Annotated in this window: 19 protein-coding genes; 5 read left to right on the top strand and 14 right to left on the bottom strand. The window is 63.0% G+C overall.

The genetic code is table 11. From position 1 onward, the window contains the following. Positions 1-17 precede the first annotated feature (17 nt). From LB532_RS06955 to LB532_RS06935, 5 genes are all read right to left on the bottom strand, one after another. Positions 18-3,179: an efflux RND transporter permease subunit gene (locus LB532_RS06955; RefSeq protein ID WP_140639139.1), complete on the bottom strand. Its 3,162-nt coding sequence runs from the start codon at positions 3,177-3,179 to the stop codon at positions 18-20. Then, positions 3,176-4,462: an efflux RND transporter periplasmic adaptor subunit gene (locus tag LB532_RS06950; RefSeq protein WP_140639140.1), complete on the bottom strand. Its 1,287-nt coding sequence runs from the start codon at positions 4,460-4,462 to the stop codon at positions 3,176-3,178. Before LB532_RS06950 ends, LB532_RS06955 begins: the two co-directional genes overlap by 4 nt. A 215-nt stretch (positions 4,463-4,677) precedes the next feature. Continuing rightward, complete coding sequence (locus tag LB532_RS06945) at positions 4,678-5,274, bottom strand: LysE family translocator (RefSeq protein ID WP_140639141.1); 597 nt, start codon at positions 5,272-5,274, stop codon at positions 4,678-4,680. Between the two features lie 109 nt (positions 5,275-5,383). Next, entirely contained in the window at positions 5,384-5,956 is a 573-nt protein-coding gene (gene ilvN, locus LB532_RS06940; RefSeq protein ID WP_023676680.1) for an acetolactate synthase small subunit, read from the bottom strand. 82 nt (positions 5,957-6,038) lie between these two features. After that, a complete protein-coding gene (locus tag LB532_RS06935; protein WP_140639142.1) occupies positions 6,039-7,835 on the bottom strand; it encodes an acetolactate synthase 3 large subunit in 1,797 nt (598 codons plus the stop codon). 446 nt (positions 7,836-8,281) lie between these two features. Between LB532_RS06935 and LB532_RS06930 the strand changes: the two genes are divergently transcribed. Then, positions 8,282-10,084 (top strand): NAD(P)/FAD-dependent oxidoreductase, encoded by a 1,803-nt coding sequence (locus tag LB532_RS06930; protein ID WP_140639143.1) that lies wholly within the window; start codon positions 8,282-8,284, stop codon positions 10,082-10,084. A gap of 38 nt (positions 10,085-10,122) precedes the next feature. Further along, positions 10,123-10,281, top strand: a complete 159-nt coding sequence (locus tag LB532_RS06925) for a hypothetical protein (RefSeq protein ID WP_181169336.1) — start codon at positions 10,123-10,125, stop codon at positions 10,279-10,281. On the opposite strand, the gene LB532_RS06920 is transcribed toward LB532_RS06925, so the two are convergent. Genes LB532_RS06920 through LB532_RS06910 form a run of 3 tightly spaced genes read right to left on the bottom strand, consistent with a single transcriptional unit; the run spans position 10,257 to position 11,707 of the window. Beyond that, on the bottom strand, positions 10,257-10,778 hold the full coding sequence (locus tag LB532_RS06920; protein ID WP_140495357.1) for a GNAT family N-acetyltransferase: 522 nt from the start codon (positions 10,776-10,778) through the stop codon (positions 10,257-10,259). The genes LB532_RS06925 and LB532_RS06920 overlap by 25 nt on opposite strands. Before the next feature lie 49 nt (positions 10,779-10,827). Beyond that, positions 10,828-11,139 (bottom strand): hypothetical protein, encoded by a 312-nt coding sequence (locus LB532_RS06915; RefSeq protein ID WP_140639144.1) that lies wholly within the window; start codon positions 11,137-11,139, stop codon positions 10,828-10,830. A 4-nt stretch (positions 11,140-11,143) separates the two neighbouring features. After that, positions 11,144-11,707, bottom strand: a complete 564-nt coding sequence (locus tag LB532_RS06910; protein ID WP_140639145.1) for an XRE family transcriptional regulator — start codon at positions 11,705-11,707, stop codon at positions 11,144-11,146. Positions 11,708-11,861: 154 nt separating this feature from the next. Here LB532_RS06910 and LB532_RS06905 point away from each other — a divergent pair, with 154 nt between their 5' ends. Further along, entirely contained in the window at positions 11,862-13,694 is a 1,833-nt protein-coding gene (locus tag LB532_RS06905; protein ID WP_140639235.1) for an ATP-binding protein, read from the top strand. A 175-nt stretch (positions 13,695-13,869) separates the two neighbouring features. On the opposite strand, the gene LB532_RS06900 is transcribed toward LB532_RS06905, so the two are convergent. Both LB532_RS06900 and miaA read right to left on the bottom strand, forming a co-directional pair. Then, positions 13,870-14,661: a GGDEF domain-containing protein gene (locus LB532_RS06900; protein ID WP_140639146.1), complete on the bottom strand. Its 792-nt coding sequence runs from the start codon at positions 14,659-14,661 to the stop codon at positions 13,870-13,872. A gap of 106 nt (positions 14,662-14,767) precedes the next feature. After that, on the bottom strand, positions 14,768-15,736 hold the full coding sequence (gene miaA / locus LB532_RS06895; protein ID WP_140639236.1) for a tRNA (adenosine(37)-N6)-dimethylallyltransferase MiaA: 969 nt from the start codon (positions 15,734-15,736) through the stop codon (positions 14,768-14,770). Between miaA and serB the strand changes: the two genes are divergently transcribed. Together serB and LB532_RS06885 are read left to right on the top strand one after the other, a co-directional pair. Further along, positions 15,726-16,613, top strand: coding sequence for a phosphoserine phosphatase SerB (gene serB, locus LB532_RS06890; RefSeq protein ID WP_140639147.1), 888 nt, complete (start codon positions 15,726-15,728; stop codon positions 16,611-16,613). The genes miaA and serB overlap by 11 nt on opposite strands. After that, entirely contained in the window at positions 16,610-17,182 is a 573-nt protein-coding gene (locus LB532_RS06885; RefSeq protein WP_140639148.1) for a GNAT family N-acetyltransferase, read from the top strand. Before serB ends, LB532_RS06885 begins: the two co-directional genes overlap by 4 nt. Before the next feature lie 39 nt (positions 17,183-17,221). Here LB532_RS06885 and LB532_RS06880 read toward each other — a convergent pair whose 3' ends face one another. The 4 genes from LB532_RS06880 to hflK all read right to left on the bottom strand — a co-directional run bounded on the left by LB532_RS06880 (position 17,222) and on the right by hflK (position 21,162). Beyond that, positions 17,222-18,736, bottom strand: a complete 1,515-nt coding sequence (locus tag LB532_RS06880; RefSeq protein ID WP_140639149.1) for a DegQ family serine endoprotease — start codon at positions 18,734-18,736, stop codon at positions 17,222-17,224. A 144-nt stretch (positions 18,737-18,880) separates the two neighbouring features. Next, positions 18,881-19,069: a DUF2065 domain-containing protein gene (locus LB532_RS06875; protein WP_140639150.1), complete on the bottom strand. Its 189-nt coding sequence runs from the start codon at positions 19,067-19,069 to the stop codon at positions 18,881-18,883. Positions 19,070-19,075: 6 nt separating this feature from the next. Continuing rightward, positions 19,076-20,044 (bottom strand): protease modulator HflC, encoded by a 969-nt coding sequence (hflC, locus tag LB532_RS06870; RefSeq protein WP_140639151.1) that lies wholly within the window; start codon positions 20,042-20,044, stop codon positions 19,076-19,078. Continuing rightward, positions 20,044-21,162: an FtsH protease activity modulator HflK gene (gene hflK, locus LB532_RS06865; RefSeq protein WP_140639152.1), complete on the bottom strand. Its 1,119-nt coding sequence runs from the start codon at positions 21,160-21,162 to the stop codon at positions 20,044-20,046. The genes hflC and hflK overlap by 1 nt, the downstream gene beginning before the upstream one ends. Positions 21,163-21,200: the final 38 nt, after the last annotated feature.

Genomic DNA, 21,200 nt, shown 5'->3' with positions numbered 1-21,200 from the left:
GGCGCGACGCGGATACGCTACTCCGCGGCCGCCTTTTGCGGCTCGCCTCGGATTTCGTCATCATCGTCGAACAGCGAAGGCTGATCCCCCGCTTCGACCAGGTGCAACTCGCCCTTGCGCTTCGGCATCAGCCCGACCAGCCAGCCCGAGAAATTCTCGAAGTAGACATAGATCACGGGTGTGACGAACAGCGTCAGCGCCTGCGACGCAAGCAGGCCGCCGACGACGGCGACGCCCAGCGGCTGGCGCAGCTCCGCGCTGGCGCCCGTGCCGAGCGCGATCGGGAACGTGCCCATCAAGGCGGCCAGCGTCGTCATCATGATCGGCCGGAACCGCATCAGGCAGGCCTTGTGGATCGACTCGGTGGCCGACATGCCCTCTCGTCGCAATTCGAGGGCGACGTCGACCATCATGATGCCGTTCTTCTTGACGATGCCGATCAGCATCAGGATGCCGATCACCGCGATGACCGACAGGTCCATGCCCGCGAAGCGCAAGGCGACAACCGCCCCCAGCACAGCCGATGGCAAGCCTGTGAGGATCGTGAGCGGATGGATGAAGCTCTCATAGAGAATGCCAAGCACAATATAGATGGTCAGGATCGCGCCGCCGATCAGCAGGCCCTGGTTGGCGAGCGAGTCCTGGAAGGTCTTGGCCGTGCCGGCGAAGCTGGTCGAGATCGTCTCCGGCATGCCGATCTGCTCTTTGAGCGCGTTGATGCGGCTCACGCTGTCGCCGAGCGCCACGCCTTGCGGCAGATTGTAGGAGATCGTCACGGCCGGAAGCTGGCCGAGTTGGTTGACCGTCAAGGCGCCGGCCGTGCGATCAACCCGGGCGAAGGCGCCAAGCGGAACCAGGGAGCCGCTCGCCGTCCTCATCTGGATGGCCAGCATCCGCTCCGGCGACCACTCGATCTTCGGATCGAGCTCGGTGATGACTTCGTAGCTATCGGCGGAGCCGAAGATCGTCGAAACCTGGTCGGTGCCGAACCCGCCATAAAGCGCCGAGCGCAGCGTGTCGGTGTCGATGCCGAGCTGGGCCGCCTTGTCGCGATCCACCACCAGTGTCGCCTGCAGCGCATTGTTCTGCAAATCGCTGGTGACGTCGGTGAAGGTCGCATGATCGGCCGCCATCGCGTCATTCAGTTTCTGCGCCCAGATGTCGGTCTGGCCGGTGTCGAGGCCCTGAACCACGAGTTGGTAGGCGCTGGCCGACGAGCGCGAACCCAGCCTCAAATTCTGCACCGGCTGCATGTAGGTCTCGATGCCCGCCACGCCGGCCAGTTGCTTGCGCAGATCCGCAAGCACCTTCTCGATATTGGGCCGCTGGTCCTTGCCCTTGAGCTGGACGAAAAGCTGCCCCTGGTTGAGCGCATTGTTGCCGCTGCCCGCTGACCAAGCCACATGATCGACATAGGGCGAATGCGAGAAGACGCTGGCCACCTGTCCTTGCAGCTTTGCCATGGCGTCGAACGAGATGTCCTGGCGCGCGATGGTCGTCACCGATATCTGGCCGATATCCTCCTGCGGGAAAAAGCCCTTCGGCGAGACCTCGATCAGCCACACCGACGCCGCGGCGGTGCCTATGAAGACAAGGAACACCAGGAAGGTGTGCCGCAGGCAGAAGCTCAAGATCCGATCGTAGCCGCGGGTGATGAAATCGCGCCTGTGGCCATCGCCATGCGCCTCGCGGTCGGCCTTGGTCACCGAAAGCAGCCGCGAGCACAGCATTGGCGTCAGCGTCAGCGACACGAACATCGACGCCAGGATGGCGACCGTCACCACGACGGCGAACTCGTTGAAGATGCGCCCGATCACGCCGCCCATCAGAAGCACCGGGATGAACACGGCCACCAGCGAGATCGAGATCGAGATGATGGTGAAGCCGATTTCGCGCGCGCCCTTCAGCGACGCATCGAAAGCCGACAATCCATCCTCCTCCATATGACGGAAGATGTTTTCCAGCATCACGATGGCATCGTCGACGACGAGGCCGACCGCAAGCGTCAGGCCCATCAGCGAGATGTTGTCGATGGAAAAGCCGAACAGGAACATCGCGCCGAGCGTGGCGATCAACGAGATCGGCACCGCCACGGCCGGGATGATTGTCGCCGTCACGCGGCGCAGGAACACGAAGATCACCATGACCACCAGCGCGATGGTCAACAGCAGTGTGAACTGCACGTCGTCCACGGCCTGGCGGATCGAGGTCGAACGGTCGTTGAGCAGCTTGATCTGGGCGGCGGCCGGCATCTGGTCCTGGAAGGACGGCAGCATCGCCTTGACCTTGTCGACGACGTCGACAGTGTTGGCGTCGGGCTGGCGCTGCACCGCCATGATGATCGCGCGCGTGCCGTCATACCAGCTCGCAGTCGTCGTGGTCTGCACCGAATCGACGACGCGTGTCACCTCGCCCAGCCGCACCGGATGACCGTTCTTGGTGGCGATGATGAGGTTGGAGAATCCGGCGGCGTCGGTCAGCTGCGTATTGGCCGTGATCGTCAGCTGCTGTTTGTTGTTCTTCAGAACGCCCAACGGCGTGTTGGAGTTGGCGGATGCGATCGCCGCCTGCAGCTGGTCGATCGAAATGCCACGCGCGGCAAGCGCGGTCGGATCGATCTGAATGCGGACTGCATATTTCTGCTGGCCGAAGATGGAGACCTGCGCCACGCCGTCGATGGTCGACAGCGACGGCGAGATGACGTTTTCGGCGAAAGCATCGAGATCGGTCAGCGGAACCGTATCGCTGACCAGCGACATCAAAAGGATCGGCGCGTCGGCCGGATTGACCTTGCGGTAGCTCGGCGGCGAGGTCATCTGCGGCGGCAGCGATCTTTGCGTGCGCGCGATCGCTGCCTGCACGTCCGCGGCCGCGGCATCGATGTCACGGTTGAGCACGAACTGGATGGCGATCGAGGTCTGGCCGAGCGAGTTGGTGGTCGAGATCGAGTCGATGCCGGCAATGGTGGCGAATTGCTTGATCAGCGGCGTCGCCACCGACGTTGCCATCGTTTCCGGCGAGGCTCCGGGCAGCTGAGCCGAGACGTTGACGACAGGGAATTCGGCACTGGGCAGCGCGGCTACCGGGAGGAACTTGTAGGCGAACAGCCCGCCCAGAACGAGGGCGAACGACATCAGGAGGGTGGCGACAGGCCTGCGAATGCAGAACTCGGAGATCATTGGGCGGCCTCGCCGGCCTTGTCGGCTTGCGCAACCTTGGCTGCTGCCCGGTCGCCGGCTCCGGCGGATGCCTTGCCTTCGTGCACGGCAGCCCCGTTCTTCAGTCGCGTCTGGCCTTCGATAACAACCTTCTCGCCGCTTTTCAGGCCATTGCTGATGGCGCTGTTCTGACCTTCGGTCAGCGCCACTTGCACCGGCCGCATTTCGACTGTGTTGTCAGGCTTGACCACATAGACGAACGGCCCCTTCTGGCTGGGCTGCACCGCGACCGTGGGGACGGATGTCATCTGCGGCATGATGCCGGCGTCGAGCACGACATTCACATATTGGCCCGGCCACAGCGACAGATCGGCGTTGGGTATGCTGGCTCGCGTTGCGATCGTGCCGGAAGCGGTATCGACGCTGGAATCGACGAAATCGAGCGTGCCCTTGCCAATCGGTGTCGGGTCCCCGTCCTGGGTTAGGGTCACTGCCCCTTGCTGTGGTTTTGCCAGTGCCTTGTGCAGCAGCGCAAGGTTGCTTTCGGGCAGGTTGAAGTTCACCTGGAGCGGATCCATCTGGGTGATGGTGACGAGCGGGGTCGAGGTGCTGCTGCTGCCATTGCTGGTGGTCACGAGATCGCCCACGGCAACGTTCACCGCGCCAAGCCTGCCGGAAATCGGCGCGGTAATCGTGGCAAAGCCAAGCTGGACATTGTCTGCATCGATTGTCGCCTTGTCGGCATCGACAGTCGCTGCCGCCGCCTTCTGCGCGGCAACGGCCTGGTCGTAGGTCTGCTGCGTACCGGCCTGCTTGGCGACAAGATCCTTGGCGCGCTGAAGATCGGAATTCGAACTGGCAAGCAGCGCCTGATCCTTGGCGAGCGTCGCCTGATCCTTGGCGAGCTGCGCCTTCAAGGCACGGTCATCCAGCGAAAACAGGAGGTCGCCGGTTTTCACCATCTGCCCGTCCTTGACGTCGATCGACACGATCTGGCTGGACACGCGCGCATTGATGCTGACCACTGCGGGAGAGGAGACGAAGCCAATGGCGTAGCGCCGGACCGGGAAATCGGCCGTCGTTGCCGTGGCCGAGATGATCGAGGCCGTCCGGGCGCCAGTGCCGCCGGCCGCCTGCTTGGCCCCTGCCTGCGGATCCTGCCTATCCGGCGTCGGCTTGTCCGACGCGACCTGCTTTGCACCGATAATCTGCCGGGCCCTGCTCAGCGTGTCGGGAGACAGATAGAGCCAGGCCGCGCCTGCGCAGGCGACCGCAAGCAATGAAAGAATGACTTTTCCACGCATCGACAAAAGACCCTCTCCGTCCGACACGCCATAGCCAGGTGGTCGTATTCTAGCTCAAATCACGACTGCCTGCCGCGATTTCGCTGAATAGATAGGACAGGGCTTTGGCGGAAAAGGGCCAAAACACGGCATTACGAAGATTTAATGTGCACTGCACAATAGATGGGCAGGCCACCATGATCGCGTGCAAAAGCCGGATCGCGAACCTGGACAGCTCACCGCAGCATCGGCCAAAGCGTCGCGGCCAACAACACGCCCATGACGATGTTGAACCATTTCAGCCGCACTGGATCGGACAGGAAACCGCGCAGCGCCGTGCCGAATCCCGCCCACACTGAAACACTCGGCAGGTTGACGATAGTGAAGGCCACCGAGATCAGCGCCACCGACAGGAACGGATGCTCCGGATTGGAGTAGACGGCCATGGCGGTGACCGCCATCACCCAGGCCTTGGCATTGACCCACTGGAACGCGGCCGCCTCGATGAAGCGCATCGGACGCGCCTTCGTCTCGCCTTTGCCGCTGAGCGAGCGCGACATGGCGATTTTCCAGGCAAGGTAGAGCAGATAGGCCGCGCCGGCGATCTTGAGCGCGGTGTGCAGCGCCGGGAACGCCGTCAGCACGGCGCCAAGACCAAGGCCGACCGCCAGCAGCAAGACAAGAAACCCGATGCTGATGCCGAACATATGCGGCACGCTCCTCACCAAGCCGAAATTCACACCTGAGGCGAGCAGCATCAGATTGTTAGGCCCGGGCGTGATCGAGGTCACGAAGGCGTAGACAAGCAAGGCGAGGAATGCGTCGAGCGACATGATATCCTCCCAGATAGGCCAGTATTATTGTCTCTTTCCACGACCGCACAAAGGCCACCATCCGCCGGTGGCCGATCCCGTCGTCACGCTGTGGAGAAACTGACGGGTGCTACATCCCCTGCGGGCCACGGTTCATCGCCGCCACGCCGGTGCGGCAGATTTCGACCAGGCCGAGCGGCTTCATGATGGCGATGAACTGGTCGAGCTTGGAGCCCTTGCCGGTGATCTCGAAGATGAAATGTTCGGTATTGGCGTCGATGACGCTGGCGCGAAAGGCGTCGGCGAGCCGCAGCGCCTCGACGCGGGCTTCGCCGGTGCCGGCGACCTTGACCAGCGCCAGTTCCCGCTCCAGCGGCCGTTCCTGGCCGAATTCCTGCGAGCGCACGGTGAGGTCGACGACGCGGTGGACCGGCACGATGCGCTCGAGCTGGTGCTTGATCTGCTCCAGCACATGCGGCGTGCCGCGCGTCACGATGGTGATGCGCGACAGATGTTTCTCATGCTCGGTTTCCGAGACTGTCAGGCTCTCGATGTTGTAGCCGCGCCCGGAAAACAGGCCGATGACCCGGGCAAGCACGCCCGGCTCGTTGTCGACCAGCACGGAAAGCGTGTGGTTCTCCGGCTTTTCCGTTTCCTTGGCGATGAAATAGGCGGAGCCGGTCGGTTGTAGCTGTGCGTTCATGATGTGAATCTCGACTTCAAACTCTTGGATCTAATCTCTGTTTACGCACGGCTTCTCGCGACAGCCCTGCCTCTGTCCGCTGCTACACCAGTTCCCTGCCCTTGGCGTCGATGGCGTTGGCCACCGCCTCGTCCGTGGCCTCGTCCGGCAAGAGCATCTCATTGTGCGCCTTGCCCGACGGGATCATCGGGAAGCAGTTGGCGAGCGTCGCCACGCGGCAGTCGAACAGCACCGGCTTCCTGACCGAGATCATCTCCTTGATGGCATCGTCCAGCTCGTCCGGCTTGTCGCAGCGAATACCGTGGCCGCCATAGGCTTCGGCCAGCTTGACGAAATCAGGCATGGCTTCGGTGTAGGAATGCGACAGCCGGTTGCCGTGCAGCAGCTGCTGCCATTGCCGCACCATGCCCATATACTGGTTGTTGAGAATGAAGATTTTGATCGGCGCGTCGAACTGCACCGCGGCACTCATCTCTTGCATCGTCATCTGCACCGAAGCGTCGCCGGCGATATCGACGACCAGCGCGTTCGGATGCGCGATCTGCACGCCGAGTGCCGCCGGCAGGCCGTAACCCATCGTGCCGAGCCCCCCGGAGGTCATCCAGCGGTTCGGCTTCTCGAAATGGTAGTGTTGCGCCGCCCACATCTGGTGCTGGCCGACCTCCGTCGTGATGTAGGTGTCCATGTCCTTGGTCAGGGCATAGAGCCGCTGGATGGCATATTGCGGCATGATCACGTCGTTGTTCATCTTGTAGGCGAGCGAATCGCGCGCACGCCATTTGGCGATCTGCTCCCACCAGGGATAGAGCGCCTTCTTGTCGGCCTTGGCGGTTGCCCGCCACAGCCGCACGAGATCCTCGAGAACCCGGCCGACATCGCCGATAATGGGCACGTCGGTGTGGACGTTCTTGTTGATCGAGGACGGATCGATGTCGATATGGATCTTCTTCGAGTTCGGCGAGAACGCGTTGAGCCGGCCGGTGATGCGGTCGTCGAAGCGCGCGCCGATGCAGATCATCACGTCGCAATCATGCATGGCCATGTTGGCTTCGTAGGTGCCGTGCATGCCGAGCATGCCGAGCCAGTTTTTGCCCGATGCCGGATAGGCGCCGAGCCCCATCAATGTCGAGGTGATCGGGAAACCGGTGAGGTCGACCAGTTCGCGCAGCAGATGGCTCGCTTCCGGACCGGAGTTGATGACACCGCCGCCGCTATAGATGATCGGTTTCCTGGCACCGGCCAACAGCTCGACCGCCGCCTTGATCTTCTCCAGATCACCCTGCACCTTCGGCTGATAGCTGGTGCGTGGCGCGGTTTGCGGAGAAACATAAAAACCCTTGGCGAACTGCACGTCCTTCGGGATGTCGACCACGACAGGACCGGGACGGCCGGTGGTGGCGACATGGAAGGCCTCATGGATGGTTGCGGCAAGTTCGTTGACGTCCTTCACCAGCCAATTGTGCTTGGTGCAGGGGCGCGTGATGCCGACCGTGTCGCACTCCTGGAAAGCGTCCGAACCGATCAGCGAGGTCGGCACCTGGCCGGTCAGGCACACCAGCGGGATCGAATCCATCAGCGCGTCCTGCAAAGGCGTCACCGCGTTGGTCGCGCCCGGACCTGATGTCACCAGCATGACGCCTGCCTTGCCGGTCGAGCGCGCATAGCCCTCGGCCGCGTGGCCTGCGCCCTGCTCGTGCCTCACCAGGATGTGCTCGACGTCGTCCTGCTGGAAGATCTCGTCATAAATCGGGAGAACGGCGCCGCCCGGATAGCCGAAGACATGCTTGACGCCGTTGTCCTTCAGCGCCTGCACCACCATTTCGGCGCCCGTCATTTCCCTGCTTGGCATTTCGCGCCGCTCGCTCTGTCCGTTGCTCATCGGTTTGGTCCCGTACTGTCCGCCATCTGGCGATTTGCTGGTCGTTTAGTCGTGTTTTGGGCAATAAAAAAGGCCCCCGAGGGAGCCTGTGTGTTGCGCATGGGAGGTTTTCGCCCGGCGGTTACACCGCCTTGCCCACGCGCCTTCCTACGAGAATGAGTGCCTTTTTCATGGTGGCGAACCATAAGGGTGAAACCGGCCGTTCGTCAATGGGGTCGATTCCGCTTTCATGGCGGCTTGCCCGGTGCATGGCACGAAGCACGCGCACGCCGTCAGTTTAGACCCGGCTCGACGCCGGGTGGCTGGTCAACCCCCTGAAAACAAAGCGAACTATTTGGCGACGTGACGCGGACCATCGTTTGCCGCGATACTGCCCGAGGCCGGACCCCAAGCTCGGCAAAGGCAGCTCGCAACGAGGCCGATCAACAAAAACGCGGAGGAAACTGATGCTCGACAAGGCCCCGAACAGGAAGCTTTCCGACCTTCTAGAACGATTTGGCGCGGCCCTCGCCGCCGGCGACATCGACAAGGCGGTCGAATGCTTCCAGGAAGATTGTTATTGGCGCGACCTCGTCACCTTCACCTGGAACATCAAGACCATGGAAGGCCGCGATCAGGTGCGTGACATGCTGGAAAGCCAGTTGTCGAAGACGAAGCCATCGCATTTCGCGATCGCCAGGGGCGAGGACGCGACCGAGGCGAACGGGGTGATCGACGGCTGGATCAGCTTCGAGACCGACGTGGCGCGCGGCTTCGGCCATATCAGGTTGAAGGACGGCAAGATCTGGACGCTGCTGACCACAATGGTCGAGCTGAAAGGGCACGAGGAGCCGGCCGGCTTCGCCCGGCCGATGGGCGCCAAGCACGGCTCCGGCAAGAACCGCCCGACCTGGAAGGAAGAGCGCGAAAAGGAAGCGGCCGAGCTTGGCTTCAAGACGCAGCCCTATACGGTCATCATCGGCGGCGGCCAGGGCGGCATCGCGCTTGGCGCGCGGCTCCGGCAACTCGGCGTGCCGACGATCATCATCGAGAAGAATGAACGTGCCGGCGACAGCTGGCGCAAGCGCTACAAGTCGCTCTGCCTGCACGATCCGGTCTGGTATGATCATTTGCCTTACATCGATTTTCCCCGGACCTGGCCGGTGTTCTCGCCCAAGGACAAGATCGGCGACTGGCTGGAAATGTACACCAAGGTGATGGAACTGAATTACTGGTCCTCCACCGAGGCCAAGAGCGCTTCCTATGACGATGAGAAGAAGGAATGGACGGTTGTCGTCCACCGCGACGGCAAGGACATCACGCTGAAGCCGAAGCAGCTGGTGCTGGCGACCGGCATGTCCGGCCGTCCCAACCTGCCGAAGTTCAAGGGCATGGAGAATTTCAGGGGCGATCAGCACCACTCCTCAAAGCACCCCGGCCCCGACCAATATGCCGGCAAGAAGGTTGTCGTCATCGGCTCGAACAATTCCGCGCATGATATTTGCGCGGCGCTGTGGGAAGCCGGCGTCGACGTCACCATGGTGCAGCGCTCGACCACCCACATCGTCAGATCCGACACGCTGATGGATATTGGGCTTGGCGCCCTCTACTCGGAGCAGGCGGTGCAGAACGGTATGACCACCGCCAAGGCCGACCTTATCTTTGCGTCCCTGCCCTACAAGATCCTGCACGAGTTCCAGATTCCGCTTTATGAGAAGATGAAGGAGCGCGACGCGGCATTCTACAAGGGCCTGGAAAAGGCCGGCTTCATGCTCGACTGGGGCGACGACGGCTCCGGCCTGTTCATGAAATATCTCAGGCGTGGTTCCGGCTACTACATCGATATCGGCGCTTCGCAGCTGATCATCGATGGCGCCATCAAACTCAAGAGCGGCGTCGATGTGGCCGAGATCAAAGAACATTCCATCCTGCTCTGCGATGGCACCGAACTGCCGGCGGACGTCATCGTCTACGCCACCGGCTACGGCTCGATGAATGGCTGGGCGGCCGAGTTGATCTCGAAGGAGGTTGCCGACAAGGTCGGCAAATGCTGGGGGCTCGGCTCGAACACCACCAAGGATCCCGGCCCATGGGAAGGTGAGCAGCGCAACATGTGGAAGCCGACGCAGCAGGAGGCGCTCTGGTTCCATGGCGGTAACCTGCACCAATCACGCCATTATTCGCAGTTCCTGTCGCTGCAGTTGAAGGCGAGGCACGAAGGCATTGCGACGCCCGTCTATGGGCTGCAGCAGGTTCACCACAAGGCATAAGCCCGATTGTGCCGCAAACAAGCCGAGGGAGGCGCGGTTTGGCGCGCCTCCCTTTCCGGAGCACATCGGGGCATTTTCTGACCAAGGCACCGGTCGCGCGACTGACCGGTGTCGAGCAGGATTTCCGCCAATGGCTGCTGTCGCGCCTCGGCGAGCCGTCTCCGGATGACGGTCACCGGCCGATGCGCTTCCAGTAGATGAGCGTGCCGGTCAGCCCGCCATGGGGCTTCAATGCATAATCCGGTATTTCCCCGGTCAGCGTGAAGCCCAGCCTCTCATAGAGCCCGGACGCCCCCTCTTCGGTCGCCGTATCCAGAACCAGAAGTGTGCGGCCCCTCTCCACCGCAAGGGCCTCGGCCGCTTGCATCAGGCGGGTCGCCACGCCTTTGCCTCGACGATCGAGGCGCGTCATCAGCTTGGCGATCTCGGCCCGGTGCGGCTGGTTGGGCGGACAGTCGAGCAGCAGCGTGACCGTGCCGACCAGCGTGTCTGCCTCCCACGCGCCAAGCACCACCCGCTCGCCTCTTGCGGCCGCCGTCAGCGACGTGTCCCAGAACCTGCGGGCGGTTTCCGGCGCCAGCGGATGCATGAAGCTCACGGACCCGCCCGCGGCAACCGTTTCGACCAGAAGATCGCCAAGCAACGCCTGTGTTCGCGCGTCCTGCGTCAACATTCTGATCTCGATGGAATGCATGCTCGTTCTGCCTGGCTGAGATGGAAGGATCGATAGGGTCGAACTGGCGTCAATCGAAAGCGCTGAATCGCCTTCGCTTGCGTGCCGCCTTGATCGCGGCGATGCGTTCGGTGTCCTCTTCCTGAAGGTGGCGTCCACGTTCGAGGAGTTCGAGAATGTATTCCTCATAGGTGAGTCCCAGCCGTTCCGCCTTGTCCACGCGCATCAGCATGACGTCGCGGCTCGGTGCTTTCCACGCCTTGGCGTGCGCGGCCTGCCAGGCCAGGAAAATATAAGGATCGCCCTTGCCCCATGGCGGCCCCTTGTAGTCGTCGATCGGCGGTCCCCCATTGTGGGAGCGCTTCGGACGTCTCGCGGCCATGATGTCAGCCCCTGACCAGCGCGACGAGGTAGTCGGCGCCCGCATCGAGCGCATGGAAGGTGCAGTCCGACGGCGCGCCGAGCGCCAGACAGTCGCCGGGCTCGAGCCTGTGCACCAGATCGCCCTCGGTGAATTCGAGCCGTCCGGAGATCAGCCATATCTGCTGTTTGATGAAGGCGTAGGACGCCGCGGGCAGGCTGACCTTGGCGCCCGCCGGCAGATGAACCCTGATCAGTTCGAGCGGCATGTCGCCGGCCGGCGAAAGATGCCGCCTGACATAGTCGGTGTCGGGATCGCGCCAGACGGGCTGCGCGTCAGCCCGCAGCAAGCCCCCACCCTGCAATTCCGCGCGTGCGATAAGGGTCGACAGCGTCATGCCGAAGGCGGCGGCGATCCGCACCAGGAGCGCTGCCGTCGGGCTTGTCATGCCGCGCTCGATCGTGCTCAACATGGCTTTGGAGACGCCGGAGCGCTCGGCGAGCTCGGCCAGGGACCAGTCCCGTATCGTCCTCTCGGCGTTTATCCGTCTGCCGATTGTCGAGGAGATGTCGTTCGATATATCGTCCATTCGTCTATTATAACGAAAACCGATCGCTGGAAAAGAGCCTTGTCGCGACAATTTTCGCCGGCTTCTTAATCCTCCCTACACCATCCGGCCACACTCGACCTTAACCCCGTTCCTGTAGGCTTCGACGTGAGGGAAAATGGGGATTGGCCTGTCCATGTATGTCGAACGCGAAGCCTCGGTCGGAGAACCGACATCGCAGGAGCGCCGCAACGCCGAACAGAACGACAGGCGCATCCTGGGCAATGTCGTGCAATGCGACGGCGCGCGGGCCACCATCAGCGCCTTTGCGGACGACGTCGACGGCGCGGTGACCGGCCTGTGGACCGTCGGCAAGATGATCTCGGTCAATCTCGGCACGACGCGCACTGTCGGCCTGGTCTATGCGATCGGCAAGTCGGATCGCGCCTGGAACAGCGAAGGCCAGAACGCCATCGAGGTCAGCATCGAGCTGATCGGCGAAGTGCGCGACGGCGCCGAAGCCGGCTCCAAGCCGATCTTTGACCGCGGCATCACCACCTATCCCCATATTGGCGCCATCGCGCACCGCATCCGCAGCCGTGACCTGCAGGCCGTCTATGATCTGGCCGGGCGTCATTCGATCACCATCGGCTCGCTGTCGCAGGACGAGGCGATCGCCGCCAACATCGCCATCGACGACACGCTGGCGCGCCACTTTGCCATTGTCGGCACCACTGGTGTCGGCAAGTCCACCGCCGTCTCGCTGCTGCTGCGCAAATCGATCGCGGCGCGGCCGGATCTGCGCATCCTGATCCTCGATCCGCACAATGAATTCGCCGCGTCGCTGCCCGAATATTGCGTCAAGGTCGATTCCAAGACGCTCGACCTTCCGTTCTGGATGTTCCGGCTCGAGGAATTCGCCGAGGTTCTGTTTCGCGGCCGCGAGACCGTGCCCGACGAGATCGATGCGCTGCGCGACCTCATTCCGCTCGCCAAAAACCTCTATCGCAACCCCAATTCCGGTGCCTATCTCAGGCGCGGCAGCGATGCGCTGACCGCCGATACGCCAGTGCCCTACCGCATTGCCGATCTGCTCAAGCAGATTGACGAGCGTATGGGCATGCTCGAAAGCAAGAACGAGCGCCCGACGCTCAAATCGCTGAAGACGCGCATCGAATCAGCGGCAGCCGATCCGCGCTACCGTTTCATGTTCAACTCGCGCCTGATCGAGGACACCATCCACGAGACGATCGGCAACATCTTCCGCGTGCCGCATAACGGCCGCCCGGTGACCTGTTTCGAAATGGCCGGCATGCCGTCCGAAGTGGTCAATTCCGTCTGTTCGGTGCTGGCGCGCCTGGCGTTCGACCTTGCGCTGTGGAGCGAGGGCAAGCTGCAGCTCCTATTGCTGTGCGAAGAAGCGCATCGCTACATGCCGGCCGATTCGCGCCTCGGCTTCGCGCCGACAAGGCACGCGCTGTCGCGCATTGCCAAGGAGGGCCGCAAATACGGCTGCTATCTCGGCGTCGTCACCCAGCGCCCGGGCGAACTCGACCCGACCATCCTGTCGCAGTGCTCGACTTTCTTCGCCATGCGGCTCGCCAATGAGCAGGACCAGGCGATCATCCGCTCGGCCATCGCCGACTCGTCCGCCTCCACGCTTGCTTTCCTGTCGTCCATGGGCCAGCGCGAAGCGATCGCCTTCGGCGAAGGCGTGGCGACGACGATGCGGCTGAAGTTCGAGAGACTGCCGGCTGAACTGATCCCGGGCACGGCAAAGCGCGAACAAGCCATGTCGTCGAAAACCGGAGACGATGTCGATCTGGTGACGATCGTGGAACGGCTTCGCAACGTTCCAAAGCCGCAACAGCAGGCGATGGCCTTTGCCGAAGTGGTCGATTCTGGCCGCCAGGCTGGCGATCCCGACTACCGCAAGCCGCCGGCCGCACGGGTGCAATCGGACGATGATTTCGATATGCGCTACGGCCTCAAGCCCGCCACCTTTGGCATGCGCCCCCAGAACGATTGAGCCTGCAAGCTCTCTGACGACCGGCCGGGAAGCCGCACACAAGCTTCCAAAGGCTTCACATCATCGAACCAGCTTGGTCAAATCCCGAAAGGGAATTCATCAGGCCGGATTGAATGGCGTGGTTTTCGAGAAAGCCGCGTCAGGCAACCGGCCTCATGAATTCTTCTTCGGGATTTCAGGCGCAGACACGGTTGCGGCCTTGCCTCTTGGCCTCGTAGAGCTGGCGGTCAGCGCGGCGATAGAATTCTTCCGCCGTCTCCTTTCGGTCCCAGACGGCAAGGCCGACGCTGGTGGTGATCTTGAGCCGGACATTGCCCGAGAGAACCGACATGTTGGCGATCGCCTTGCGGATACGCTCGGCGAATTTCGACAACAATTCCGCCTCCATATTGGGCGTGACCACGGCGAATTCCTCACCGCCCAATCGCGCCACCACGTCATGGTAGCGCGTCATGTCCTTGAGACAGCTGGCGACGGCCTTGAGTACCTCGTCGCCGACGTCGTGGCCGTGTGTATCGTTGACCTGCTTGAAATGATCGAGGTCGAGGATCATCAGCCCGACGGGCTTCTCGATGCGCTTGAACTCCTCGAGATATTCCTTCAGCGCGTCGTCGAAATAGCGCCGGTTCTGCATGCCGGTCAGGCTGTCTGTCAGCGCCGCATGTTCGAACGTCTCGGAGCGGGCGCTCAGCGACACGGTCATGGCGCGCAGCTTGCCTTCCTCCATCGCCTGCTTGCGGATCAGCGGGTAGATGAAGAAGATTCCGAAGAACAGCGCGGTCGCCAGCAGCACGCCCGTCGCGAAAAGCAGCTTGTTGAGGTAGATGACCTTGTCCAGGCCGGAGGCCGTGTGCAGTTCGGTGGCAAAGGATTGCAGCAGTCCATAGGCATGCAGCGTCACCAGGCCGGCGGCCAGGATCACGAAGATAAAGACGAAAAACGCCGATTCCGCCTTGTGGAAACGCATCTGCTCCCCGATGGAAAAATGCCCGTCGACCTTATGGCATGGCGGGCCTTACGGAGGGTTAATTCGGACAACCACAACGAGAACCTTTCCGTGAAGGCTCAGCTTTCTAGGTTGCATTAGCAACAAGCGTTTGGATCGTGGTTTCGAGATCGTCACCAGGGCGCAATCTTTGCCATTCCGGCCCTAGCTGGTGGCGAAACCAGGTCGTCTGCCGCTTGGCATATTGCCTGGTTGCGATCTTGGCGCGCTCGATCGCCTCGGGAAAACTTGATTGCCCCGCCATCGCCGCTTGCAGTTCGCGAACGCCGATCGCCTTCATCGCCGGCAATTGCGGATCGAGCCCAAGCGCCGCAAGTTGCCTGACCTCGTCCAGCGCGCCCTTGTCGAGCATTTGGTCGAAGCGCGTCCCGATGCGGCTCACCAGTGCCGTCCGGTCCGGTTCGATGACGAAGAAATGCGCGCTGCGCCTGTCGATCAACGGCCGGCCCCGCGCCGCCTGCCAGTCCAGGATCGAGCGACCCGACGCGTCGAGCACCTCCAGCGCCCGCACGATGCGCTGGCTGTCGGTGGGCTTCAATTGCATGGCGGCTCTGGAATCCTGGCGCAGGAGGATGCCGTGCAGCTTGACGGCGCCTTGCTCCTTCAATTCATAGCGCCAGCGCTCGCGAACCCCCTGCGGAATATCGGGCATTTCGGAAATGCCCTCCGCCAGCGCGCGAAAATAGAGCCCGGTGCCACCGACGAAGATAACAGGCCGTTCGGAAAAAATTCCGTCGTCGATTAGCCTGGTCACGTCACGTAGCCAGGCTCCTGTCGAATAGGCCTTTGCCGGGTGGACATGCCCGTAGAGAAAATGTGGCGCGCGCGCCAGCTCGACGGCACTCGGCCGGGCGGTCAGCACGTCGAGCACGCTGTAGCCTTGCATGGAATCGGTGTTGACGATGACGCCGCCGGTGCGTTCGGCCAGGTCGAGCGCCAGCGCCGACTTGCCGCTGGCGGTCGGCCCGGCTATCAGGATCGCGTTCTTCACGCGGCCTTCGCCCGCATCCGCACCGGAATTATCGATGCCGCTTATCGCCACGCTTGTTTCCCATCCCGCCGATCGTGCCTTGTCGCCATCGCTTGCGAATATGGCCTCACGGTCGGTGGGCGCAAGCATTGTTAGCTGGATGGCCGAAGACATTGCCTGCGATCTCGCACTGCCGGCGAATGCACAAGCCGACGAGGCGACCGCCAATCTGCGCGCGGCGCTGGCCGCCGAGCCGATCGACGTAATCGTCCAGCAGTCGGCAACGCGCCGCAAGAAGATCCTCATCGCCGACATGGATTCGACCATGATCGACCAGGAATGCATCGACGAGTTGGCCGACGAGATCGGCGTCAAGGAGCACGTCGCGGCGATCACCGCACGATCGATGAATGGCGAGATCGCCTTTGAGCCCGCCCTGCGCGAGCGCGTGGCGTTGCTCAAGGGGCTCGATGCGGCCGTGGTCGATCTGATCGTTGCCAACCGCTTGACGTTGGCCTCCGGCGGTCGCGCGCTGGTGCAGACGATGCGGGCCAACGGCGCCTGGACCGCACTAGTCTCGGGCGGCTTCGAGGTCTTCACCTCACGCATCGCCGCCATGCTCGGCTTCCATGAAAACCGCGCCAACCGCCTGCTCGAACAGGACGGCCTTTTTGCCGGGTTGGTCGGTGAGCCGATCCTCGGCCGCGCCGCCAAGGCCGAGGCGCTGATCGAGATCACGGCGCGTCTCGGCCTCACCCCGGCCGATGCCATTGCTGTCGGCGACGGGGCCAACGATCTCGACATGATCCGCCTTGCCGGCACCGGTGTTGCGCTGCATGCCAAACCGATGGTGGCTGCACAGGCAAAGGTTCGCATCGACCATGGCGACCTGACCGCATTGCTCTATCTGCAAGGCTACAGGCAGGAAGAGTTCGTCCAATGAAACCTATGCGCACCGAGCGCCTGATCCTGCGCAACTGGGAGGATCGCGACCGCGAGCTCTTCCATCGCATCAATTCCGACGAACGCGTGATGGAGTTCTTCCCATTCCGTCGCGACCGCGCCGCAGCAGACGCCAAGATGGACGAACTGCGGGCCATCATCGAGCAAGACGGCTATGGCTTCGCCGCCGCCGAGGTCGCTGCATCAGGTCAATGCATCGGCTTTGTCGGCATCACCGGAACCGACCATCTGCCGTTCCTGCCCGCCGGCACCGTCGAGATCGGCTGGCGGCTGGCGCCCGAATTCTGGGGCAAGGGCTATGTCACGGAAGCTGCCGAGGCATGGCTGGCCTACGGCTTCGAAAAACTCGGCCTTGGCGAGATCGTCTCCTTCGCGGTCGCGAACAACCACCGCTCGACCGCCGTCATGCAACGCCTCGGCATGACCGCCGATCCATCCGCCGACTTCGATCATCCCGGCATTCCCGACAGCCACTCCGGGCTCAAGCGGCATGTGTTCTATAAGCTGACGAGCAAGGATTGGCAGGCAAGAAAAAGGGCGGCTCGCTAACCGCCCTCCTCAATCAGATTGTTGCAGGTTGTGCCGGATTCAATCCATCCGGATCGTCACAAACCTCAGCTCACCGGTCTTGGACGCCAGCATCAGCAGTGCGTTCTTGCGTCCCTGCTCCTTCAATGCGCCGATCCGGTCCATCACATCCTTGGGCGTGGCAACTGATTCCTGCGCGATTTCGGTGATCACCTCGCCCGGCTGGATGCCGCGTTCAGCCGCGGCCGAATCCTTGGCGACATCGGTGATGACGACGCCCGAAACATCGGCGGCGATGCTGAACTTCTTGCGCGTATCGTCGTTCAGTTCGCCGACGGTCATGCCGAGCACCGAGGCCGTCGAAACCGCCGGCGCCTTGTCGCCTTTGTCCTGGTCGGTGTTGCCGTTTTCGCCGCTGGCGAGCTTCTCGCTGTCCTCGAGCCGGCCAAGTGTTACCTTCACCGTCTGCTCGACACCCTTGCGCACTATGAGCACGTCGACCGCCTTGCCGACCGGGCTCTCCGCGACGACACGCGGCAGGTCGCGCATTTCGTGGATGTCCTTGCCGTCGAACTTGATGATGACGTCGCCGGCCTGGACGGTGCCGTTGTCGACCGGTCCGCCCTTGATGACGCCGGCGACCAGCGCGCCCTTGGCGGTCGCCATGCCGAGGCTCTCGGCAATGTCGTCCGTCACCGGCTGGATACGCACGCCAAGCCAGCCGCGCCGCGTCTCGCCATATTGGCGCAGCTGATCGACGACGCCGGAGGCGAGTTGCGAAGGAATGGAGAAGCCGATGCCGATCGAGCCGCCGGACGGCGAGATGATCGCCGTGTTGATGCCGATGACCTCGCCGGCGCTGTTGAACAGCGGCCCGCCCGAATTGCCGCGGTTGATCGCAGCGTCGGTCTGGATGAAGTCGTCATAGGGGCCGGAATTGATGTCGCGGTTGCGCGCCGAGATAATGCCGACCGTGACCGTGCCGCCGAGGCCGAACGGATTGCCGATCGCCATCACCCAGTCGCCGACGCGCATCTTGGTGGAATCGCCGAATTTCACCGCCGTCAGCTTGTGGCCCTTCGGATCGACCTTGAGCACCGCGACATCGGTCTTGGTGTCGGTGCCGACCAGCGTCGCCTTCAGCGTGACTCCGTCGGAGAAATTGACCTCGATATCGTCGGCATCGGCGATGACATGGTTGTTGGTGACTACGATGCCCTGCTCGGCGTCGATGACGAAACCGGAGCCGAGCGACTGCACTTTCTGCGAGCCATTGTCCTTGTCGCCGCCGCGGTTCTTGAAGAAATCGTCAAAGAAATCCTGGAATGGCGAGCCTTCGGGGAGCTGCGGCATCGGCACCGCGCCCGGACCTTCCGTGCCCTTCACCGTCTGCGAGGTCGAGATGTTGACCACCGCGCCGAGCAGGCCTTGCGCCAGGTCGGCCACCGAAGCAGGCCCGTCGGCGGCCATTGTCGGCGTCATGAGGGCCGGAACGGCCACGGTGCCCAGAAGAAGCGCTGCCGCGCCGGCGACGAATGTGCGTCGAGCCGCGCGCAAAAGGGTGTTGGATGTCATCGAGAAGCCTCCCGGCATTTCTGAAAGAGAAAAGCGCTTCGACGAAAACGCCGTGTCGCGCCATGATGGTAAGAAATAAGGCACGTTTGCGGCTGTGGCTATCGGCAGAGTGTAAATCCCGCGTTATTGCGCAAACCGACGCTCCTATCCGCCGCGAACCAGCCAGACGACGCCGACGCCGGCTCCGATCGCCACCAGCCCGGCAATCCGCAATGTATTCTCCGGCAATGACAGCACCTCGCCCGCCAGTTTCCTGGCGAAGCCGGGAAAGCCGCCATAGACCAGGCCCTCGATGACGAGGACCAGGCCTATTGCCGCGAAGAAATCCTGCACCGGCCGCTACTGGTCGGTGCCGGGCGAAGCCGCGGGTGCCGTCGCCGGTGCGGCAGGAGGTGCCGGTTGCGGAGCCGCCGGCCTTGCCGGCGCCTCCTTGCCGTCAGGGTCGCGGAAGAAACGGAAGAACTCCGAATTCGGCGACAGCACCATTGTCGTGCCGGTGTTGTCCAGCGCGGTGCCATAGGCGTTCATCGACCGGTAGAAGTCGAAGAACGCCGGATCGCGCTGATAGGCCTCGGCAAAGGTGGCGCTGCGCTGCGCCTCGCCCTCGCCGCGCAGGATTTCGGACTCCTTCTGCGCTTCCGCGATGATCTCGACCACCTCACGGTCGGCGCGGGCCTTGATGCGCTGCGCCGCCTCGTTGCCGCGCGCCCTCAGCCTTTCGGCCTCGGCCAGACGTTCGGCCTTCATGCGATCGAAGGTCTGCTGCGAGACTTCGGCGGTGAGGTCGGTGCGACGGATGCGGACATCCTCGATCTGCAGACCGAGCGAGGTGGCGTCGGGCCGTAACTGATCGCGCACTTCGCGCATCATCACCGCGCGCTCCTCGGAAAGGGCGGCCTCGAAGTCTCGCAGACCGTAGACCCGGCGCAAGGCAGCGTCGAGACGCGTCCTCAGCCGCGCTTCGGCGAGCTCGATCTGGCCGGATACCGCGGCACGGAAGACACGCGGATCCGAGATGCGGTAGGCGATGAAGGCATCGACCTCATAGAACTTGCCGCCCGAGACCTGGACGCGGATGTTGTCGAGGTCGAAGCGCAGCACCCGGTTCTCGATCAGTTGCACCGTGTCGGCGTCGAAGAACGAAAACGGCGCCTTGAAGTAGATGCCGGGTTCGGTCTTGACGTCGACGATCTCGCCGAACCTCAGCACCAGCGCCTGCTGGCGCGCATTGACCACGAAGACCGACGAATAGAGCAGGAACAGGATGACCGCCGCGATGACGACGATGACGGGGAGACGGTTGGCCATCACTGGTTACCTCCCGTCGTCGCGCCAAGGGGGGCCGGAGCCGGCGCTTTCTGCTGCAATGCCGGCAGCGGCAGATAGGGGACAACCCCCTGCCCGTTGCCTTGCTCGACGATCACCTTGCCGGAGTCCTTCAGCACCTTCTCCATCGTTTCCAGGTAAAGCCGCTTGCGCGTCACGTCGGGCGCCTTGGCATATTCGTCATAGACGGAGATGAAGCGCTGGGCCTCACCTTCGGCCTCCTGCACCACCCGGTTCTTGTAGGCGGCCGCGTCTTCGCGGACCTGTGCGGCCTCGCCACGAGCCTGGCCGAGCTTCTGGTTGGAGTACTGATTGGCCTGCTCGACGAACTTATCCTCGTCCTGCTCGGCGCGCTGCACCTCGTCGAAGGCGTCGGCGACCTCACGCGGCGGCGCCGCGTCCTCGATCGAGATGGCGTTGACCTGAAGCCCGGCCTTGTAGCCGTCAAGCGTGGTCTGGATGATCTCGCGCACCGAAGCCGCTATGCCCTGGCGGTCGTCACGGAAGATGTCCTGCGCCGGCCTGCGGCCGACGGCCTCGCGCATCGCGCTTTCGGCGACCTGCCGCAGCATGCCGTCCGGGTCGGAGACGTCGAACAGATAGGCGCGGGGATCGGAGACCTGGTAGGCGACCGAGAACTGCACGTTGACGATGTTCTGATCGCCCGAAAGCATCAGCCCCGACGTGTTGCCGCTGGACGCGCCACCGCCAATGTCGACGAGCTGCTCGGAAATCTTGGCCGTTTCGACGGTTTCGAGCGGCCACCAGTGGAAATGCAGTCCGGGCTGCGACAGTTCGGCCTTCGGCTTGCCGAAGCGCAGTTCGACCGCGACCTCGTCCGGCTGCACGGTATAGATTGCCTGGAACGCCCATAGCACGACCAGCGCGGCGCCGATCAGGCCGAATATGGCCGGACTGGCGCCGCCACCGCCGGGCAGCGCACGCCGCAGCCTGTCCTGGCCGCGGCGGATGATGTCCTCGAGGTCGGGAGGCGAGCCTTGCGGTCCGCTTGGCCCCTTCGGTCCCTGCCCCCAGGGTCCCTGATTGTTGCCGCCGCCCCACGGGCCGCCGCCACCGCCACCTTTGTCGTTCCAGGGCATGAATGTCCTTTCGCTTGGAATTCCCTCAAGCGCCGGAA

Origin of the sequence: Mesorhizobium sp. ESP-6-2, assembly GCF_020164675.1 — a bacterium.
Classification (GTDB): Bacteria; Pseudomonadota; Alphaproteobacteria; order Rhizobiales; family Rhizobiaceae; genus Mesorhizobium.
The sequence above is the reverse complement of the archived record's forward strand: the minus strand, read 5'-3'. Positions and strand labels throughout refer to the sequence as shown.

Coding starts and splice junctions, on each gene's coding strand:
- LB532_RS06905 (WP_140639235.1), top strand. CDS start 11,862: ATGTATGTCGAACGCGAAGCCTCGGTCGGAGAACCGACATCGCAGGAG.
- LB532_RS06945 (WP_140639141.1), bottom strand. CDS start 5,274: ATGTCGCTCGACGCATTCCTCGCCTTGCTTGTCTACGCCTTCGTGACC.
- LB532_RS06910 (WP_140639145.1), bottom strand. CDS start 11,707: ATGGACGATATATCGAACGACATCTCCTCGACAATCGGCAGACGGATA.
- LB532_RS06920 (WP_140495357.1), bottom strand. CDS start 10,778: ATGCATTCCATCGAGATCAGAATGTTGACGCAGGACGCGCGAACACAG.
- LB532_RS06955 (WP_140639139.1), bottom strand. CDS start 3,179: ATGATCTCCGAGTTCTGCATTCGCAGGCCTGTCGCCACCCTCCTGATG.
- LB532_RS06880 (WP_140639149.1), bottom strand. CDS start 18,736: ATGACATCCAACACCCTTTTGCGCGCGGCTCGACGCACATTCGTCGCC.
- LB532_RS06900 (WP_140639146.1), bottom strand. CDS start 14,661: ATGCGTTTCCACAAGGCGGAATCGGCGTTTTTCGTCTTTATCTTCGTG.
- ilvN (WP_023676680.1), bottom strand. CDS start 5,956: ATGAACGCACAGCTACAACCGACCGGCTCCGCCTATTTCATCGCCAAG.
- hflK (WP_140639152.1), bottom strand. CDS start 21,162: ATGCCCTGGAACGACAAAGGTGGCGGTGGCGGCGGCCCGTGGGGCGGC.
- hflC (WP_140639151.1), bottom strand. CDS start 20,044: ATGGCCAACCGTCTCCCCGTCATCGTCGTCATCGCGGCGGTCATCCTG.
- serB (WP_140639147.1), top strand. CDS start 15,726: ATGCCGCTTATCGCCACGCTTGTTTCCCATCCCGCCGATCGTGCCTTG.
- LB532_RS06885 (WP_140639148.1), top strand. CDS start 16,610: ATGAAACCTATGCGCACCGAGCGCCTGATCCTGCGCAACTGGGAGGAT.
- LB532_RS06915 (WP_140639144.1), bottom strand. CDS start 11,139: ATGGCCGCGAGACGTCCGAAGCGCTCCCACAATGGGGGACCGCCGATC.
- LB532_RS06935 (WP_140639142.1), bottom strand. CDS start 7,835: ATGAGCAACGGACAGAGCGAGCGGCGCGAAATGCCAAGCAGGGAAATG.
- LB532_RS06930 (WP_140639143.1), top strand. CDS start 8,282: ATGCTCGACAAGGCCCCGAACAGGAAGCTTTCCGACCTTCTAGAACGA.
- LB532_RS06950 (WP_140639140.1), bottom strand. CDS start 4,462: ATGCGTGGAAAAGTCATTCTTTCATTGCTTGCGGTCGCCTGCGCAGGC.